The organism is Gilliamella sp. B2969 (assembly GCF_026536195.1).
Lineage (GTDB): Bacteria > Pseudomonadota > Gammaproteobacteria > Enterobacterales > Orbaceae > Gilliamella.
In genome coordinates, this window is the sequence record NZ_JAFNOP010000009.1 from 44,603 (window position 1) to 63,698 (window position 19,096).

The 19,096-nt window shown below is 36.4% G+C and carries 18 protein-coding genes; 4 read left to right on the forward strand and 14 right to left on the reverse strand.

Translation table 11 applies throughout. The features are described 5' to 3' along the window. Positions 1-91: 91 nt before the first annotated feature. A complete protein-coding gene (gene gss, locus J3U66_RS09210; protein ID WP_267348788.1) occupies positions 92-1,966 on the reverse strand; it encodes a bifunctional glutathionylspermidine amidase/synthase in 1,875 nt (624 codons plus the stop codon). Between the two features lie 195 nt (positions 1,967-2,161). On the opposite strand from gss, the gene ybeD reads away from it, so the two are divergent. Next, the gene (gene ybeD / locus J3U66_RS09215; protein WP_065634508.1) at positions 2,162-2,431 is read left to right on the forward strand and encodes a DUF493 family protein YbeD; all 270 of its coding nucleotides are present in this window, start codon (positions 2,162-2,164) and stop codon (positions 2,429-2,431) included. 74 nt (positions 2,432-2,505) lie between these two features. Continuing rightward, the gene (locus J3U66_RS09220; RefSeq protein WP_267348789.1) at positions 2,506-3,783 is read left to right on the forward strand and encodes a bifunctional O-acetylhomoserine aminocarboxypropyltransferase/cysteine synthase; all 1,278 of its coding nucleotides are present in this window, start codon (positions 2,506-2,508) and stop codon (positions 3,781-3,783) included. Positions 3,784-3,836: 53 nt separating this feature from the next. Here J3U66_RS09220 and adk read toward each other — a convergent pair whose 3' ends face one another. From adk to putP, 11 genes are all read right to left on the reverse strand, one after another. Then, positions 3,837-4,481, reverse strand: a complete 645-nt coding sequence (gene adk / locus J3U66_RS09225) for an adenylate kinase (protein ID WP_267333895.1) — start codon at positions 4,479-4,481, stop codon at positions 3,837-3,839. A 39-nt stretch (positions 4,482-4,520) separates the two neighbouring features. Next, positions 4,521-4,769, reverse strand: a complete 249-nt coding sequence (locus J3U66_RS09230) for a zinc-ribbon domain-containing protein (protein WP_267333896.1) — start codon at positions 4,767-4,769, stop codon at positions 4,521-4,523. A 3-nt stretch (positions 4,770-4,772) separates the two neighbouring features. Next, positions 4,773-6,239 (reverse strand): ribosome biogenesis GTPase Der, encoded by a 1,467-nt coding sequence (der, locus tag J3U66_RS09235; RefSeq protein ID WP_267348791.1) that lies wholly within the window; start codon positions 6,237-6,239, stop codon positions 4,773-4,775. 15 nt (positions 6,240-6,254) lie between these two features. Further along, positions 6,255-7,427, reverse strand: a complete 1,173-nt coding sequence (bamB, locus tag J3U66_RS09240; RefSeq protein WP_267333898.1) for an outer membrane protein assembly factor BamB — start codon at positions 7,425-7,427, stop codon at positions 6,255-6,257. 26 nt (positions 7,428-7,453) lie between these two features. Further along, positions 7,454-8,170, reverse strand: coding sequence for a YfgM family protein (locus J3U66_RS09245; RefSeq protein WP_267333899.1), 717 nt, complete (start codon positions 8,168-8,170; stop codon positions 7,454-7,456). An 18-nt stretch (positions 8,171-8,188) separates the two neighbouring features. Beyond that, the gene (gene hisS / locus J3U66_RS09250) at positions 8,189-9,466 is read right to left on the reverse strand and encodes a histidine--tRNA ligase (RefSeq protein WP_267333900.1); all 1,278 of its coding nucleotides are present in this window, start codon (positions 9,464-9,466) and stop codon (positions 8,189-8,191) included. Between the two features lie 24 nt (positions 9,467-9,490). Continuing rightward, positions 9,491-10,600, reverse strand: coding sequence for a flavodoxin-dependent (E)-4-hydroxy-3-methylbut-2-enyl-diphosphate synthase (gene ispG / locus J3U66_RS09255; protein ID WP_065634500.1), 1,110 nt, complete (start codon positions 10,598-10,600; stop codon positions 9,491-9,493). An 86-nt stretch (positions 10,601-10,686) separates the two neighbouring features. Next, positions 10,687-11,121 (reverse strand): helix-turn-helix domain-containing protein, encoded by a 435-nt coding sequence (locus J3U66_RS09260; protein WP_267348793.1) that lies wholly within the window; start codon positions 11,119-11,121, stop codon positions 10,687-10,689. 58 nt (positions 11,122-11,179) lie between these two features. Continuing rightward, complete coding sequence (pdxY, locus tag J3U66_RS09265; RefSeq protein ID WP_267348795.1) at positions 11,180-12,046, reverse strand: pyridoxal kinase PdxY; 867 nt, start codon at positions 12,044-12,046, stop codon at positions 11,180-11,182. A 4-nt stretch (positions 12,047-12,050) separates the two neighbouring features. Beyond that, entirely contained in the window at positions 12,051-13,322 is a 1,272-nt protein-coding gene (tyrS, locus tag J3U66_RS09270; RefSeq protein WP_218056882.1) for a tyrosine--tRNA ligase, read from the reverse strand. Between the two features lie 53 nt (positions 13,323-13,375). Next, positions 13,376-14,869, reverse strand: a complete 1,494-nt coding sequence (gene putP, locus J3U66_RS09275) for a sodium/proline symporter PutP (protein WP_416379671.1) — start codon at positions 14,867-14,869, stop codon at positions 13,376-13,378. A gap of 255 nt (positions 14,870-15,124) precedes the next feature. Here putP and nth point away from each other — a divergent pair, with 255 nt between their 5' ends. Both nth and smrB read left to right on the forward strand, forming a co-directional pair. Next, entirely contained in the window at positions 15,125-15,763 is a 639-nt protein-coding gene (gene nth, locus J3U66_RS09280; RefSeq protein ID WP_065634495.1) for an endonuclease III, read from the forward strand. A gap of 6 nt (positions 15,764-15,769) precedes the next feature. Continuing rightward, positions 15,770-16,300, forward strand: a complete 531-nt coding sequence (gene smrB / locus J3U66_RS09285; protein WP_267333904.1) for an endonuclease SmrB — start codon at positions 15,770-15,772, stop codon at positions 16,298-16,300. Positions 16,301-16,942: 642 nt separating this feature from the next. Here smrB and cgtA read toward each other — a convergent pair. Next, positions 16,943-18,109, reverse strand: coding sequence for an Obg family GTPase CgtA (cgtA, locus tag J3U66_RS09290; RefSeq protein ID WP_267348797.1), 1,167 nt, complete (start codon positions 18,107-18,109; stop codon positions 16,943-16,945). Beyond that, positions 18,106-19,074 carry a DMT family transporter gene (locus tag J3U66_RS09295; protein ID WP_267333906.1) on the reverse strand — a complete coding sequence of 323 codons (969 nt, stop codon included), beginning with the start codon at positions 19,072-19,074 and terminating at the stop codon, positions 18,106-18,108. Before J3U66_RS09295 ends, cgtA begins: the two co-directional genes overlap by 4 nt. Positions 19,075-19,096: the final 22 nt, after the last annotated feature.

Below are 19,096 nucleotides of genomic sequence, written 5' to 3' on the forward strand. Positions count from 1 at the left end.
TTAATCAAGTGATAGTCATTTACCTATCTAAAATATGTCTATTCTTGTTACATCTGGTATAACTATAACCTGAAAATTCTTTACAAAGAAATTATTTCATAAATTGCTCATCAGTTAATACACGTAGTGGTTGCATATCACTTTCACCTTTTATCACCAAAGTGGGATCTGAACGTAAACACGCGCCACCATAATGACCTCCAACAGTGAAAGTACAAACTTGTAAATATCGATCATCGACCTTAGGTAAACACCAAAGCTCTTGGTAAATATTTTCTTGCTTAGCAAATTGACCAACCGTTTTGCCTAGTGTTTGTTCTTGACTACTGACTAATTCAATATCACTACCGCGTCGACCGGCAATAGGTTTAATGGCATACCCTTTTTTGATAAGATCTGCATTAAGTTCAAACGTTGATTCTAATAAATAACGATGATTAGGAAACAATGACCATAGCACCGGTAAAATCGCTTTATTACTTGGTATTACTGTCCATAAAGGCTCAAAAACCGAGACTTCAGGTCTTAAAAGCACGTCAATTAATCGGACCGCATTTTCAGGATGCCAAGTACGAATCGGTAAGCCAGCAACTTGCGCCTCACTTTCTTGTCGCAGCTGCTCTAATACTGTTTCCCATGCCCATGTTTTCCATACACAAGTGACCTGCCTGTTTTCATCATCAACTAATTGCCCTTGCTTATCCCATTTTAAACCAGTTAAGCCACGTAATATTTTGCTTTTAAAACCAGCTAAAGTCAGGGCTTTTTGCATAAACAAAGCGTGATAATTTTCCTCACTATCATTGTCTTGCATGATGTGTACAAAAGCTTGAGCATCACTATGCTTCCAACAGTTAGCAAGCGAATTGAGTAACCCTGCACTTGGATTAGTACCAATATTGAGTTCAGCTTGTACCGCCCATTTTTCCAAAATTTGCCCGGCTTCTGTATGACAAGATGCAGAATCTGCATTGTATTCATAGACTTTTAAACCGCGCTCATCCATACAAAAATCTAAACGACCTGTTATCATTTGATAGCGGCGCTGTTGCCATGAAAGCCTTAATCTTGGCCAAAGTATTTCTGGAATATTAAAATTATTTAATAAATGATCGTCTTTTAGCACTTTATCCGTTGCATGCAAATACATCAAATGTAATTCATTCGTCGCACGGATTAATTCTTGTTCAGCACTTTCTGAAATAGTAAAGTAACGATAATGATCATCATGACTAATTGCATGGCCTGCGGCTAACACATAGGTGCTTTCTAAAGGATCTGACTCATCAAGCCATTTTTTTTCAAATTGTTCTTTATTCGTTATATGAGCACTATGAATTTGTAGTAAGGGTTTTGCTACTTCAGGTTGCGATAAACTATGTTCAGTTTTATCTGTTTGAATCATCCAACCTAAAATTTTCGTATCATCAAAGGTATCGTGTAATAAATAACCTTCATTTGTTACTGTCATCTTAAGTTCACGCGTCCATTGTTGACCAATAGGTAAACGCGTATGTATCACATTTTGTTCAGCTATTCTAATTTTGTCATCAAATACTTCGGTAATAACTGCAACATGCCCCGTTCTATCAAATACGCCACCATCATCCCAGATTAATAATGAGCCTGCTTCGGGTATTTTTTTACTACCATTAGCAAAAGCTTGTAAAGGTAAAATAGCTTCATTAACCACTTGCCTTAAAAAGCGTAGTGAAAATATTTCGTGAGCCATACCAACATCAGTGAAAACAATCCCATAATTCAAAAACAAAAAGCGCCTTGCAAATTCGACACATTGCCACTTATAGCCCATATATTCGTATCCTGAATAACTACGAAAGGATGCATCATCAGGGTATTGTTCGGGATCTAATGTTTCATAATCTGAAGAATAAATGGCAACGCCGCCCGGTGCATAACCTAATAATGTGCCAAAGGGTTCTTTATTGTTGGACTGAGATAACATGCTGTATGGCCTTATGATTGATAGTTAAGATATGTTTTATAAGTCATAATAGAATTTTATTATCATAGATCAAATTAGAGCCTTTAAAAAGCGATGTTTATTTTTTGTTACTTGAAGAATCATAAAATGCCTATATATAGGAAAAAGTAGATTACACTAGTAATTAAAAATACCGATTAACTGAGAAATCAAATTATGCAACAGAAAACAAAATTAAATGAATTATTAGAATTTCCATGCTCTTTCACGTATAAAGTAATGGGAGAAGCAAAACCTGAATTAGTTGACAAAGTGGTGACAGTCATTCAAAAACATGCACCGGGTGATTATACACCTTCAGTTAAACCAAGCAGCAAAGGTAATTATCATTCGGTTTCAATTACAATTAATGCAACGCACATTGATCAAATTGAGAATCTATATAAAGAGTTAGGTGATATTGATATCGTAAGAATGGTATTATAACACTTTACCTTTTCAGGATTTTTTGCGCAAAATAGAGCCTTGTTGTTATATTATTATAATTATGAGGCTCTAACATGAAACCAGAAACAATTGCTCTACACACAGGCTATAGTCCAGAACCAACCACCCATGCTGTTGCTGTCCCCATTTATCAAACAACATCATATGCTTTTGATGATACTCAACATGGCGCTGATCTTTTTGATTTAAAAGTCGCTGGCAATATTTACACACGTATTACTAACCCAACCAATGCTGTACTGGAAGCGCGCATAGCTGCTCTCGAAGGAGGAATAGGTGCATTAGCTGTCGCCTCAGGTATGGCCGCAATTACTTATGCAATTCAGGCTATTACATTTGCCGGTGAAAATATTGTTTCGGTTTCCAAATTATATGGCGGAACGTATAATTTATTTGCTCACACACTACCTAACTTCGGCATTACAACCAAGTTTGCACCGCATGATAACCTTCAAGCTATCGAACAACAAATTGATGATAAAACCAAAGCGTTATATTGTGAAAGTATTGGTAATCCAGCCGGAAATATTGTTGATTTATCGGCACTTGCAGAGATCGCTCATCGGCATGGCATTCCTTTAATTGTCGATAACACTGTAGCAAGTCCAGCACTTTGTCGTCCTTTTGAGTTTGGTGCCGACATTGTAGTGCATTCATTAACTAAATATATTGGCGGCCACGGCAATAGTTTAGGTGGCATGATTGTCGATTCCGGTAAATTTCCATGGAAAAAATATCCGGAAAAATATCCAATGTTAAATCAACCCGATCCCTCTTATCATGGTGTTTCATATACTGAAACTTTTGGCGATGCTGCTTATATTGCGCGCTGTCGAGTTATTCCATTGCGTAATATGGGAGCGGCACTTTCACCATTTAATACTTTTTTATTACTGCAAGGGCTTGAAACATTATCTTTACGTATTGAACGTCACTGTCAAAACACCTTAAAAGTCGCTCGATATTTAGCATCTCATCCACAAGTAAGTTGGGTAAACTATGCCGGTCTTGATACTCACCCTGAGCATCACTTAGCGGTTAAACAGATGGATAAGGGGTTGCCGGCTGGAATTTTATCTTTTGGTATAAAAGGCGGCATACAAGCTGGGGCTAAGTTTATTGATGCTTTAAAGCTAATTCTGCGTTTAGTTAATATTGGTGATACACGTTCACTTGCTTGTCATCCAGCGTCAACAACTCATCGTCAACTTAATGATGAAGAATTACAAAAAGCCGGAGTAAGTCAAGAAATGGTGAGATTATCTATCGGAATAGAACATATCGATGATATTATTGCCGATTTAGAACAAGCGCTTAACGCTGCAAAATAATGTCAAAAAGAGCAAGATAAAATTAACTTCTTGCTCTTTTAGTTAACCCGTAATTATCCTAAAATTTTAGCTAACTCTTTAGTGACCTCTGCCACAGGTTGCGTTCCATCAATACGGAAATATTGCGTATGACCTTGTTTAGCTTCATGCTGATAATAACTCACTAAAGGTTTAGTTAATTGATGATATTCAACAAGACGTTTACGCACGATATCTTCGTGATCATCTTTACGAATAGTTAATGGTTCACCAGTAACATCGTCAATATTCTCAACTTTTGGTGGATTATGGCGAACATGATAAACCCGTCCTGACGGTGCATGAATTCGTCTGCCACTCATACGGTCAATGATTACTGAATCAGGAACATCGAACTCAAGCACATAATCTATGTCAATATCTGCCGCTTTCATTGCATCAGCTTGCGGTACTGTGCGAGGAAAACCATCTAGTAAAAAACCATTAGCACAATCACTTTGCGCAATACGCTCTTTAACTAACGCAATCACCAGCTCATCAGTAACAAGCTTACCGGCATCCATTAGTTCTTTAGCCTGCAAACCAAGTGGACTACCCGATTTAACTGCTGCACGTAACATATCCCCTGTTGAAATTTGGGGAATACCATATTTTTGCATAATAAATTGTGCTTGAGTGCCTTTTCCAGCGCCTGGCGCACCTAATAAAATAATTCGCATAAAATAACCTCTTATGACTCTAATATAGATAAAGTCTTTTTACTCTGGTAAATAGTGAAATATCACCTTACTGCTAGCAATTAAACCATCAGTATGACAAATATAATTAATTGCACCACAACCTTTAATCATTTGAGCATTTTGCTGACAAATGGGACAAATGTATTGTTCAAGGTAGTGCTGCTTACAATGAGAACAGACATAGTGTTGAGGTGAAACAACTTGCATTTTACAATGGCATTTAGGACAAAAACCCTCTTTACCATCTATACTAACTTGCTCTGACATAAACTACTTTCGCCCCCTAACATGTTTCATCAATCGACGGCGTTTACGTTGTTGAGATGCGGTTAAACTATTTTTTCTGCCTTCAAATGGATTAGCACCTTCTTTGAATTGAATACGAATAGGTGATCCCATAATTTTCAATGAGCGTCTAAAATAATTCATCAAGTAGCGCTTATATGAATCAGGTAGCTCTTCAACTTGATTACCATGAATCACAACAATCGGTGGATTATATCCTCCCGCATGAGCATATTTTAATTTAACTCTGCGCCCTTTAACTAAAGGTGGTTGATGATCATCTTGAGCCATCTGCATAATTTTAGTTAATAATGCAGTGTTAACTCGTCGTGTTGCACAATCATAGGCTTCTTGAATTGAATCAAACAAGTTGCCAACACCACTGCCATGGAGAGCAGAAATAAAATGAACACGTGCAAAATCGATAAAATCCAGTCTATCATCTAGCGTAGTTTTCACTTGTTCTTTAATATCTTGCGATAAGCCATCCCATTTATTCACCGCAATAACAAGTGAGCGCCCACTATTAATAATAAAGCCAAGGAGTGATAAATCCTGATCAGATATACCCTCTCTAGCATCAATGACTAAAATCACAACATTGGCATCTTCAATAGCTTGTAGTGTTTTAATAACAGAAAATTTTTCAACGGTTTCTGTCACCTTGCCACGCTTACGAACACCAGCAGTATCTATCACAACATATTCGCGCTCATCACGGGTCATAGGGATATAAATACTATCACGAGTGGTGCCGGGCATGTCATACACGACAACGCGCTCTTCACCTAGAATACGATTTGTTAGTGTTGACTTACCAACATTTGGACGACCAACAATAGCTACTTTAATTGGCTGATTAATCAATGATTCGGTTTCATCACCTAAATCATCGTATGATTCAGGTAAATCATCTAGTTCATTGTGAACACTAACTTCAGTTGCTTCTTCTGATTCAAATTGAAAAATTGGATCTAAGACAGTTTCGATTAATGAGGTTACGCCACGACCATGACTAGCCGCGATAGGGTGAATTTCACCTAATCCTAAGCCATAAAAGTCAGAAACAGCAGTATCGACATCAATACCATCAATTTTGTTAGCAACTAAAAAAGTCGCTTTTTGACGTGAGCGTAAATGCTTGGCAATAGCATGATCAGCAGGCATAACACCCGATCTAGCATCGACCAGAAAAAGCACAATATCGGCTTCTTCAATTGCTTGTAGGGATTGTTCAGCCATAAAGCTTTCAACCCCTTCTTCTGTGCCATCGATACCGCCGGTATCAATCACGATATATTCATGACCTTTGATCTCAGCTCGGCCATATTTACGATCACGAGTTAATCCTGGAAAATCAGCGACTAAGGCGTCTCGAGTCCGAGTTAAGCGATTAAATAAAGTCGACTTTCCAACATTCGGACGACCAACTAGTGCTACTACAGGTATCATGTTTATCTAATTACCTTAATTTTTTGTAAATGCGTAAATATCACCATTTTTTGCTTGGACAATTAATTTATTGTCCACAACTAATGGTCGGGAGATTAATCCACTACTACTTACTTGTGTTTTAGCAACAATTTCACCATTGTCTTTATTTAGCCAATACAAATAACCCTCAAAATCACCCACAACAATATAATTTTGATACACAACAGGATCGGTTAATTGACGATGTAAAAGACTGGATTGAGTCCAATCGACAGCCCCACCATTTTTAGTGATAGCTTGGATATTGTCATCTTGATCAACAACAAATAGTTGATGAGAATCAACTGCAAAACTGTGCGTTGAGCCAATTTGTTTTTTCCATACAACTTGACCATTACTTAAATCTAATGCAGCAACATTACCATTATACCCTACAGCATAAACAAGATTGCCTTCAACAACTGGTGTGGAATCAACATCGTTCAATTTTGCAATTTCAGTTGAACCTGTTGGCTGCGAAATACGCTGCTGCCAAATAAGTTGTCCATCTTTAATAAAGTAAGCATCAACACGTCCATTATCATCACCGACAATTGCAGCACCATGAGCTATAGTTGGTGTTGAATTCCCCCTTAAAGATAAAGCAGGAACATCAAAAGACACATCCCATAATTCATCGCCAGTGTTACGATTAAGTCCTTGTAGTACACCGTTAGCAGTATGTATGATTAATTTATCTTCTGAAGATACAGGGCGCGCTAAGACTTCACCTTTCACCGGTTTTTCCCAAACCACTTTACCACTATTGCGTTCTAAAGCATAAACAACTGCTCGTTCACTGCCTACATATACATAATTATCATCTGCACTTACGCCACCAGAAAATAAAGCTGTTTTACTGCTAAATAAGGTACTTTGTGATAAATTGATATCCCAAATCGTATTACCGCTTGATAAATCAAGGGCTTTTACCTGACCACTACGACTCGCTACATAAATAGCATTATCATAATTAATCGGCCCTAATAAAGAGTAAATTTGCGTATTACCTGATGTACTATTTCGCCAAATTTGTTGAATAGGAAATTGATTGTTGACTGTCGGTGATGGTGAAATTTGAACCACATCTTCTTCACCACCAAATAACGAGCATCCAGCAAGTGAGAACATTAAAACACCGGTAAAAAAACATTTTGATAACTTCATTTTAAAGACCCTTATAGCAGGATAAATTAATTTTTATTTTGTTCTGTTGTTGCTTGTTGTGTCTGAGCTTTCTGCTCAGTTTTAGCTTGTTCTTCTTGTTCAACTTGTTGTTTAGCTTTTAAATATTCAGCTTGATTTAACTTCATTTTGATATTTGTTTCTAACTCTTTAGTTGGTCCCGAAGTTAAAGCGAGATTATATGCATCAACTGCATCACTGTAACGCTCTAATTTGACTAATATATCACCACGCAGATCGTTAACAATTGGCGCCCAACTTTTTTCAGTGATATTCGTTAACGAATTTAAGCTATCTTGATATTGACCTTGCTGATTTTGTAAGCGAGCAATACGAACATAAATGAGCGATTTTATCGGTTCTGCATCAGTCTTTTTCAGCGAATCAGTTAGCAATGTTTGCGCGCCAGCATAATCTTTTAATACATCAACATAAAACTTAGCTGCACGTAAATTAGCAAACACACTATAAACAGTATCATTATCTTTAGCAAAGGCAACTAATTCATTGACAGAATCGGATTTTGTCTCATCTAACTTTTTAATTAATTGCTCATATCGATCTGATGATTCTATCGATTGATTCACTTTATAAGATTGCCAGTAACGCCATCCATAAAAGCCTAATAATCCAATTACGATAACTGCTACAATAATTTTCCATGTCTTAGCAAGAAATTCTTTTATCATCGAAAATTGTTCTTCACTCGTTAATTGATGACTCACTTTTTTCTCCTATTTTCCTTATTCTATTGCTAAACAAGTTTGAACAATGTTGGCCTTTGCAACTTCAATTTGTTCACCTGTTTTCAAATTTTTAATCGTAACTGTTTGGTTTGCAATTTCATTTTCGCCAATAATGACGGCTATTTTAGCACCTAATTTATCTGCTTTCGCAAATTGTTTCTTAAAATTACTTGATCCATAATTAGTCACAATTCGTTTATTAGGTAATCCATCGCGTAATTGTTCTGCAATACATTGTGCCGCTGAAATCGTTTTTTCATCGCCTGATGAAATCATATAGATATCAATCGCGTTTTCTTGCGTAAATGATGGATTTACCGCCTGAACTAATAATACTAAACGTTCAAGCCCCATCGCAAATCCTACTGCTGGCGTAGGTTGCCCACCGAGTTGGCTAACCAGTCCATCATAACGACCGCCACCACAAACAGTCCCTTGCGCACCTAAACTACTTGTTACCCATTCAAAAACAGTACGATTATAGTAATCTAAGCCGCGAACTAATCTTTGATTAATATTGTATTTTATTCCTGCATTATCTAACAATCGACATAAGCCTTCAAAATGCTGCTTAGAATCGTCATCTAAATAATCAAATAATTTTGGCGCTTGGTTAAGCAACTCTTGTACTACTGGATTTTTTGAATCAAGGACTCTTAGTGGATTAGTATACATTCTACGTAAACAGTCTTCATCCAATTTATCTTTATGTTGCTCAAGAAAGTCAACTAAAGCTTTTCGATAATTCGCTCTTGCCTCAAGTGAACCGATTGAATTTAATTCTAAAGAAGTATGTTTTTCAATACCTAAGGCTTTCCAAAAGCGTGCAGTTAACAATATCAGTTCAGCGTCAATATTGGGACCTTCAAGTCCAAATACTTCAACACCAAATTGATGAAATTGACGATATCGTCCTTTTTGCGGTTTTTCATAGCGAAAAGCAGGACCTAAATACCAAAGGCGCTGTTCTTGGTTATAAAACAGCCCATGCTCAATACCTGCACGTACACAACCAGCCGTTATTTCTGGACGTAAGGTAATACTTTCATCATTACGATCGTTGAAAGTATACATCTCTTTTTCAACAATATCAGTTACTTCACCTACGGCTCTTTTGAAGAGTGCTGTATCTTCAACAATGGGGGTTCTTATTTCATTATAGCCATAGCTATTTAAAACACCTTTGACAATTTTTTCTATCTGTTGCCAACTTGCACTATCTGCTGGGAGTAAATCATTCATTCCCCGTATTGATTGGATTTTTTTCTCTGCCATTCGTTTATTCGCTATTAAATAAAATTATAATTCAGTTGCTACAATTCGGTTTTTCAAAATCGAGGCTTTGGCTCGAATTTTGGATTCTAATTCATCAATCATTTTTTCGTTATCAATTCGACCTATACGCACACCATCTTCATAAAAGCCACTTTTATTATGTCCACCAGCAACGCCCATTGTCGACGCAAGTGCCTCACCAGGACCATTGACAACACATCCAATAATAGAGACATCCATTGGAGTAATAATATCTTCTAATCGTTGCTCTAATATATTTACAGTGTTAATTACATCAAACTCTTGTCTTGAACAGGTAGGGCAAGCAATAAAATTGATGCCTCTTGCGCGTATACGTAACGATTTTAAAATATCAAATCCGACTTTAACTTCTTCAGTCGGGTCTGCTGCTAACGATACACGAAGCGTATCACCAATACCTTCAGACAGAAGTAAACCTAACCCTATTGCCGATTTTACCGCACCACTACGCACGCCCCCCGCTTCAGTTATACCTAAATGTAAGGGTTGCTTAATTTGCTTCGCTAATAATCGATAAGCATCTACCGCAGTAAAAACGTCTGATGCTTTAACACTCACTTTAAATTGTTCAAATCCAAGTCGATCAAGTATATCCACATGCCGCATCGCCGATTCAACAATTGCTTGAGGTGTCGGTTCGCCATATTTTTCTTGAATATCTTTTTCTAAAGAACCCGAGTTAACACCAATTCTTATCGGAATGTTTTTATCTTTTGCACAATCAACAACCGAGCGAATTCGGGTTTCATTACCAATATTACCTGGATTAATTCTTAAACAATCCACACCATATTCAGCAACTTTTAAAGCAATACGATAGTCAAAATGAATATCAGCTATGAGTGGAACTTTAGCCTGTTGTTTAATATATTTAAACGCTTCAGCTGCATCCATAGTTGGAACTGATACTCGCACAATATCAACACCTACGCGTTCAAGTGCTTGTATTTGAGCAACTGTTTTGGCAACATCAGTTGTACGAGTATTGGTCATCGATTGAACTGCTATAGGTGCACCACCACCTATAGGTACGTTGCCAACATAAATCCTTGTAGATTCTCGTCTAATAATCGGTGAATCTTGATGACTCATAACCTGCCTAATTATATTACAAAATAACTAGCCAGTAATCTTAACAAGATTTAAAGCAAAAGTCTGTATGAGAATAACAAAATTTGCTAACTATTAACATGGTTAGACGTCGATGGAGAAATATAATGGCTAACTTCAACAAAATTATTTTTATTTGCTTTATTAACACAATATAGAGTGATACCTAATGCACATAAAATGACAAAAATAATCATAAACCAGATTCCTTTTCCGCGTTTACGCTTATAATTACATTGATAATTACTCTTTTGTTGGGAAGGATATTGCTCAGATAGCTGATCAATATAAGGTTGATACTCTTGAGCGGATAAACCAACAAGCTCAGCATAAGAACGAATATACCCTTTAACAAATACGAGGGGGGTTGTAATTATCTGTCCGGTTTCAATATCTTCAATAATCGTTTTGCGGACATGGATTTTATTGGCGATATCATCTTGAGTTAACCCCATTTTTTCCCTTAAATCTGAAAGTTTTTCTCCTAATGATATAGTATCCATTATCCCCTCATTTATTTTGTTAAACGCAATTTAGTTTTATTTTTACATATTTTAATAATTAATCAATTTTTTTTGCACGAAACCAATGAGTTGGTTTTTCAATTTCATTTTGTGCTGCAACTAATTGTAATTCATATTCGTGTTGTTTTAAAGTTTCAAGCATCACTGCATATACCGCAGCAGTGGTATGTTCTAATGCCTCAACAAGCGATTTTCCAAGTAATATATTCGCCAAAAATAATCCACTTGTCATATCACCAACACCAACCGGTTGTTTAACACCAAAATCAACTAATGGACGGCTTATGTGCCAAGCTTCATGTTGTGTAACTAGTAACATTTCAAAATTATCTTTGTTATAGCCTGCTCGACTTAAATGTTTGACTAAAATAACTTTAGGACCTTTATTACAAATTTTTCGGCAAGCAATAACTGCTTCATCAACATTACTAATGTGTTGTTTATCATTTAGCTCTTCTAATTCGAGAATGTTAGGCGCCATCATGTCAGCAACAGATAAAGCGGTATTACATAAAAACTCAGCAACACCGGGCGCAACAATACAACCTTTTTCAGGATGTCCCATTACAGGATCGCAAAAATAAATCGCATTTGGGTTGACCGTTTTGACCTTTTTAACAACCTCAATAATTGCATTGCCCTGTTCTGGCGAACCCATATATCCACTTAAAACTGCATCACACCGCTTTAACTCATGAATTTGATTAATTCCATCAACAATTTCAGTTAAGTGCGATGCTGGCATTACCGTTCCAGTCCATTGTTGATATTGTGTATGATTAGAAAATTGTACGGTATTTAAAGGCCATACATTTACACCAATACGACGCATAGGAAATACAGCCGCACTATTACCAGCATGACCAAATACCACATGTGACTGGATCGATAAAATATTTTTCACTCGATTATCCCCAAATTAACAAACAGTAATATTTTTTACCACGACGCAGTAAAGTATAACGATTAAACAGTTTATCGCTATCAGTAAAACGGTAATCAATTGTTGAGTTACGTTCTCCATTTACCGAAATGGCATTTGATTCTATCATGGTTCTGGCCTGACCTCGAGAAGGTGCAAACTGTGCATTAACGATTGCTTGTTGTAAATCAGCATCACTTTCAATTGATAGTGTTGGCATACCATCTTGCGCTAACTGTTCAAAATCAGCTTGCGATAAATCACTTAATTTTCCTGAAAAAAGACTTTCGGTAATACGTTTCGCGGCAATTAGCCCCTCTTCACCATGCACTAATCGAGTCACTTCCTCTGCCAATACATATTGAGCCCTTGGTGCAACGCCACTATTTTTGTCTTCTTCTTCCAGTGCATCAATTTCACTTAATGGCATGAAAGTGAAGAATTTTAAGAAGCGATATACATCAGCATCAGCCGTATTAATCCAAAATTGATAGAATTTATATGGACTAGTCTTTTTCGGATCAAGCCAAACAGCACCACTTTCTGTTTTACCAAATTTAGTTCCGTCAGATTTTGTGATTAATGGCACAGTTAAGCCATATACCTGTTTTTGATGTAAACGGCGGGTTAAATCAATACCTGCGGTAATATTTCCCCATTGATCTGAACCACCAATTTGTAATACGACACTGTGAGATTTATTTAAGCACGCAAAATCATAAGATTGTAATAGACTATAAGAAAACTCAGTAAATGAAATGCCTTGCTCATCGCGGTCAATACGTTGCTTCACTGATTCTTTATTAATCATAGCATTGACTGAAAAATACTTACCAACATCACGTAAAAAAGTGAGCACATTCATACCACTAAACCAATCATAGTTGTTGGCAACAATGGCGGCATTTTCACCACAATTAAAATCTAAAAATGGTGATACTTGTTGTTTAATTTTTTCACTCCATTCAACAACTGTTTCTTCTGTATTGAGTTTACGTTCAACGGCTTTAAAACTCGGGTCACCAATTAAACCCGTTGCGCCACCGACCAAAGCTATCGGTTTATGGCCAGCTAATTGAAAGCGTTTTAAACAAAGTAAAGGAACTAAATGACCAAGATGCAAACTATCGGCAGTAGGATCAAAACCACAATAAAGCGCAATGGGATGTTGTTCTATGAGTTCTACCAGTGCTTTTTCATCAGTAAGCTGAGCAATCAGTCCACGCTCTTGCAGTTGTTTGATCACATTTTTTGTCATGATATTTACCTATTATATTTTGTTACGTTTAGAGTTTACTTTAAATAAAAATTTTATTCTGCTTTATTATGAAAACGTTTATACGCCTGTTTAAAATGGTCTGCCACAACTTCGTTAGGTCTGTTATCGCATAAACTAACAATCACAATGGCAATAGATGCAAATAAAAATCCAGGAATAAGTGAGTAAAGGTTAAACCAATTAAAATTGATCCAAAGCAACACGGTTATTGCACCAATCACCATTCCCGCTAATGCACCATTACGTGTCATTCTTGACCAAAATACAGAAAAAACAATAATTGGTCCAAAAGCTGCGCCAAATCCTGCCCAAGCATGACTAACTAAATCAAGTACACTGTTATTAGGGTTTATTGCTAATAAAATAGCGATAACCGAAACCAATAGCACCATAATACGCCCCACCCAAACAAGTTCGCGCTGTTTAGCGTTTGGTCTTAAAAAGGCACGGTAAAAATCTTCGGTTAAAGCACTTGAGCAAACAAGTAGCTGACAACTTAACGTGCTCATTACTGCAGCTAAGATTGCAGCAAGTAAAATACCAGCAATCCAAGGATTAAACAGTAATTTTGATAGCTCAATAAAAATACGTTCATGCTTACCATTATTAATTAAGTAAGCTAAACCTGGATTATTAGCAAAATAGGCGATTCCAAAAAAACCAACCGTAATGGCACCGACTAAACATAAAATCATCCATGTCATACTAATTCGACGAGCATTTTTCATTACCTCATGTGAATCAGCAGCCATAAACCTTGCTAAAATATGCGGTTGACCAAAATAACCTAATCCCCATCCTAATAAAGAGATAATAGAGATAAAGTCCATATGGGCAAAGATATTTATATAATCGGGATTAAGTGATTCAATATGAACAATAGCATCATTAAAACCACCTGCATTAGCTATAACCATAATTGGGGTTAAAATCAGGGCAAACATCATTAAACTAGCTTGAATCGTATCAGTCCAGCTCACCGCTAAAAAACCCCCAATAAAAGTATAGGCAATAGTCGCACCAGCGCCAGCTAACATTGCCCAACCATAGCTCATACCAAATGTACTTTCGAATAATTTTGCGCCAGCAACGACACCAGAAGCACAATAAATGGTAAAAAAGATCAGAATAATTACTGCCGAAATAATACGAAGTAAAGAGCTCTTATCATCAAATCGTCGAGCAAAATAGTCTGGTAATGTTAAAGAATTATGGTTAATTTCGGTAAAAACACGTAACCTGCCAGCAATGAGTAACCAATTTAGATAAGCACCGATTATCAAACCAATAGCAATCCAACTCTGAGATATACCGAATAAAAAAACGGCACCGGGAAGCCCCATTAACAACCAGCCACTCATATCAGAAGCACCGGCTGAAAGTGCTGTCACAACACTACCGATACGACGCCCACCGAGAATATAATCACCAAAGTTTTGCGTTGCACGAAACGCAAAAAAACCGATCGCAATCATCCCTAAAATGTACACACTAAAGGTGACAATCATTGGTAACGACATTTTTATAAAAAACCTTGTATTATGAAATTGAAATAGTGGGGTAGCTTATCATAAAAAGACGATGCTAAAAAGCAGGCTATTTAGGTATTTGAATCAATAAAAAATCAATAGCAAACCGTTATAAACATTATACTATTGGCTAATAGTCATATAGTATTGCTTATATTTATTTTAAATAACGCAATTTAACTTACCGATAAAGTCTAAATAAAGTATATAATATTAACCCAACATTCCACTATTTTTGATTATAATTAGTTTGTGAAACAATCAACTCGAATTCAGATTCTAGAAAGACTGAAAGAACATATTAAAGATCCTACAACAGAACTAGTATATCAAACACCCTTTGAATTACTTATTGCTGTTGTATTATCTGCTCAAGCAACTGACGTTAGTGTTAATAAAGCAACCAAACCGCTATTTGCTGTTGCTAACACGGCCGAGCAAATATTAGCACTGGGTGTTGATAAGTTGAAAAGTTATATCCGCACCATCGGTTTATATAATAGTAAAGCCGAAAATATCATTAAAACTTGCCAGATATTAGTCAATAAATATCAAGGTCAAGTGCCAGAAAATTTTGATTCATTAATTGAACTGCCAGGAGTTGGCAGGAAAACCGCTAATGTAGTACTTAACACAGCTTTTGGTTGGCCTACAATTGCTGTTGATACCCATATTTTTCGTGTATGTAACCGGACTGGTTTTGCACCCGGTAAAAACGTAGAGCAAGTCGAAGAAAAACTGTTAAAAGTTGTACCTAAAGCGTACAAACTAAACTGCCATCACTGGCTGATTTTACATGGTCGATATACTTGTATTGCTAGAAAACCAAGATGTGGCTCTTGTGTTATTGAAGATTTATGTGAATTTAAAGAAAAAATCTACCCTGAGTGATAATCAATGACAAATAAATATACATTGGATGACGAAGATATAAACTTATTTAAAAGTAGTATTGGTCATACTAAACAATTAAAACAAGATACTGTCATTCATCAACCGCAAAAACGGTCACAAAAAATAATGGAAACACAAAAACTTCAACATGAAAAAGGTCATGCTGAGTTCTATTTTTCTGACACCTATCAACCACTATTACAAGATGACCCAATTCGTTATATACGAGAAAATGCCGATCCATTTGAACTTAAGAAATTACGACGAGGTTTTTACGATCCCGAATTTTTTTTAGATTTGCATGGTTTAACCCAACAAGAGGCAAAAAAGGAAATAGCAGCCCTTATCGCAGCCTGCTTAAAAGAAGGGGCACACTGCGCTTGTATTATGTATGGTCATGGTAAGAATATTTTAAAAAAACAAACACCAATGTGGTTAGCCCAGCATCCGCATATAATCTGTTTTCATCAAGCCCCCAAAGAATTTGGCGGCAGTGCAGCATTATTGATTTTATTTGATATAATTAATCAATAGATATTGCTAATTCTATCCCAACAATCATTTGAATTGAGCATAATGATTGTATATCGTTGATTCAACGCTATTTTTATAAAACTAATAAAACTCATACCCTAAAAAGTCTATAGCCTTGGGTCTAATTAAAAATAGCATTATTCATTATTATATAGAATTTTTTGATCTCTATTTAACGATGTCACAACATTTATAGATGATATTTCTAAATAGTGTATTAGAATTTAATACATTATTTTAAAATTTGGCTTTGTTGGTTAATGGAGTAAATGCAATAGCGCACAATAATAAGTGGCTTATTAGTTATACAAAAAACGGATTTAGCTTAGTGCTAAATGAAAAAAGCCAGCTTAGTTAGTGCTAGGCTGGCAAACATTGGAAGCAATGTGAGCAATGTCATACTTTTTCAGAAGTCTTGCGACGCTCTAACAAAGCACAGATTAATGATAATAATTCTCATTACTAAAATCAAGCATTATTTTTGACTTTTTTCAAAAAAAGGGTAAAAAAACTTTCAAACTCAATGGTTTTTAATTTTGACAATGAAGAATATTTAGAAAAAACAGTTAAAAAAGCAGAGCATAACCCTGCTTTTTTGTAAGAGATTAAATTTTGTAAAGAATAAAAAATGCATATCAACATCTATTTTTGGTAAATAAATTCGACGCCTTCCTCATCACTTTCATCCCAGTCGTCAAAATCATCATCGTCATCAAAAGCATCGTCCATAGCTTGTTGATGATAATCATCCCACATAAATTCAACTTTTTCTGGTGAGTTTTCTTCTTGTTCAATTTCTCGTGGGTGAGCATTCATATATTCCATCAGATCCCAACACAAAGATTTTACACCTTCATGATTGACCGCAGAAATCAAATAATATTTATCATCCCAATTAAGTGCCTTCGCGATTTCGGCGGCTCGTTTAGCGCTTTCTTCTTCACCTAATACGTCCATTTTATTAAACACTAACCAGCGTGGTTTACTGGCGAGTTTTTCACTATATTGATGGAGTTCTTGAATGATCACTTTTGCATTTTCCACAGGAGCAGTACCATCAATCGGCGCAATATCAACTAAATGGACTAATACCCGGCATCGTTCAAGATGTTTTAAAAAGCGAATTCCAAGCCCTGCCCCTTCAGCAGCACCTTCAATCAATCCAGGGATATCAGCAACCACAAAGCTTTGTTCGTTATCCATTCTAACCACACCTAAACTCGGTACTAATGTTGTAAAAGGATAATCTGCAACTTTAGGCTTAGCTGCCGATACTGAACGAATAAACGTTGATTTACCCGCATTAGGTAAACCAAGCATCCCCACATCAGCAAGTAATAATAACTCTAATAAAACATCTCGCTTTTCACCCGGCGTACCATCGGTTTTCTGTCTTGGTGCGCGGTTAACTGACGATTTGAAACGAGCATTTCCCAAGCCATGAAAGCCACCTTTGGCAACTAAGACTTTTTGTTGATGATGAGTTAAATCACCAATGATTTCACCAGTATATTTATCGGTAATTCGTGTTCCAACAGGCACTTTAACGGTAATATCTTTACCACGTTTACCCGTACAATCAGAACCTTGCCCATTTTGTCCGCGCTCTGCGCGATAATTTTTTTCAAACTGAAAATCAACCAAGGTGTTCAAGTTTTCATCGGCAACAAAAAATACATCACCACCGTCACCACCATCACCACCATCTGGACCACCTTTAGGTATATATTTTTCCCGACGAAAACCTACACAACCATTGCCACCATCTCCGGCTTCAACTCGAATTGTAGCTTCATCAACAAATTTCATAAATTTTCCTCTTTTTTTCGGTTAATCAGCAAACCTTTTCTTGGTTGCCAAATATGGTGTCCAATTGTTGCAAACATCGCCCCTGCAACAACCGATATTGCGCCAATATAACCTAAAATATTTAAATATTGCATGGCAAACTTTTCTGGCCAAATTAATGCAAATAAATCAGAGAAGATCAATGAAAACAACGGTGTGAGTGTTGTTATAGCACTAACTTGAGCAGCTTGCCAACGCTCCATAGCCATTACTAATGCGCCATAAGCGATAATGGTATTTAAACCACAAAAAATAATGGCAAATAATTGTGTTGCATCGGCATGAGCAATTTTACTTGGCGAAGCAAGTGGCCATAAAAATACAGTACAAATTAGATAAATTAACCAAAGTAATTGTTCTGCGCGCAATTTACGTAATAATACCTTTTGCGCAAGAGCATAACTGGCCCACGAAACAGATGCAAGCAAGCCCAGCCAAACACCAATACCATAAGTAGACATATTAGAAAAAAGGTCAGCAATATTTTTATTAAAAAATAGTACTAAACCAGTTAACAATACCAAAATACCAATAATTTGGGTTGGTCTTAATCTTTCTTTAAAGATGAAAGCACTTGCTATCATAAATATCACAATACCGGTTTGGCCAACAACTTGCGCAGTTGTCGCCGACAGATATTGAACAGCGCTAGCAAATAACGCAAAATTACCGAGCAAACCAAACCCAGCAATCATTAATAAGATAAAACGGCGACGTTTTTTAAACATAATTAAATTAGGAAATTGCTTTTTATAAGCAAGCCATATCGTAATTCCAATCGCAGACATCCCTAGCCGAGACCACGCTAAAGTCAATGGATCAACAACGGCTAATGCATATTTCATTGCAATTGGCACTATACCCCACATAACTGCCGTTAACATGGCTAATGCAAAACCTAATTTTACATTTTGCTGTTTTATCATAATAGATAATATTATATAAAAT

Excerpts from the sequence above, each read along its gene's own strand:
- gss (WP_267348788.1), bottom strand. The coding sequence starts at position 1,966 with ATGTTATCTCAGTCCAACAATAAAGAACCCTTTGGCACATTATTAGGT.
- ybeD (WP_065634508.1), top strand. The coding sequence starts at position 2,162 with ATGCAACAGAAAACAAAATTAAATGAATTATTAGAATTTCCATGCTCT.
- J3U66_RS09220 (WP_267348789.1), top strand. The coding sequence starts at position 2,506 with ATGAAACCAGAAACAATTGCTCTACACACAGGCTATAGTCCAGAACCA.
- adk (WP_267333895.1), bottom strand. The coding sequence starts at position 4,481 with ATGCGAATTATTTTATTAGGTGCGCCAGGCGCTGGAAAAGGCACTCAA.
- J3U66_RS09230 (WP_267333896.1), bottom strand. The coding sequence starts at position 4,769 with ATGTCAGAGCAAGTTAGTATAGATGGTAAAGAGGGTTTTTGTCCTAAA.
- der (WP_267348791.1), bottom strand. The coding sequence starts at position 6,239 with ATGATACCTGTAGTAGCACTAGTTGGTCGTCCGAATGTTGGAAAGTCG.
- bamB (WP_267333898.1), bottom strand. The coding sequence starts at position 7,427 with ATGAAGTTATCAAAATGTTTTTTTACCGGTGTTTTAATGTTCTCACTT.
- hisS (WP_267333900.1), bottom strand. The coding sequence starts at position 9,466 with ATGGCAGAGAAAAAAATCCAATCAATACGGGGAATGAATGATTTACTC.
- ispG (WP_065634500.1), bottom strand. The coding sequence starts at position 10,600 with ATGAGTCATCAAGATTCACCGATTATTAGACGAGAATCTACAAGGATT.
- J3U66_RS09260 (WP_267348793.1), bottom strand. The coding sequence starts at position 11,121 with ATGGATACTATATCATTAGGAGAAAAACTTTCAGATTTAAGGGAAAAA.
- tyrS (WP_218056882.1), bottom strand. The coding sequence starts at position 13,322 with ATGACAAAAAATGTGATCAAACAACTGCAAGAGCGTGGACTGATTGCT.
- smrB (WP_267333904.1), top strand. The coding sequence starts at position 15,770 with ATGACAAATAAATATACATTGGATGACGAAGATATAAACTTATTTAAA.
- cgtA (WP_267348797.1), bottom strand. The coding sequence starts at position 18,109 with ATGAAATTTGTTGATGAAGCTACAATTCGAGTTGAAGCCGGAGATGGT.
- J3U66_RS09295 (WP_267333906.1), bottom strand. The coding sequence starts at position 19,074 with ATGATAAAACAGCAAAATGTAAAATTAGGTTTTGCATTAGCCATGTTA.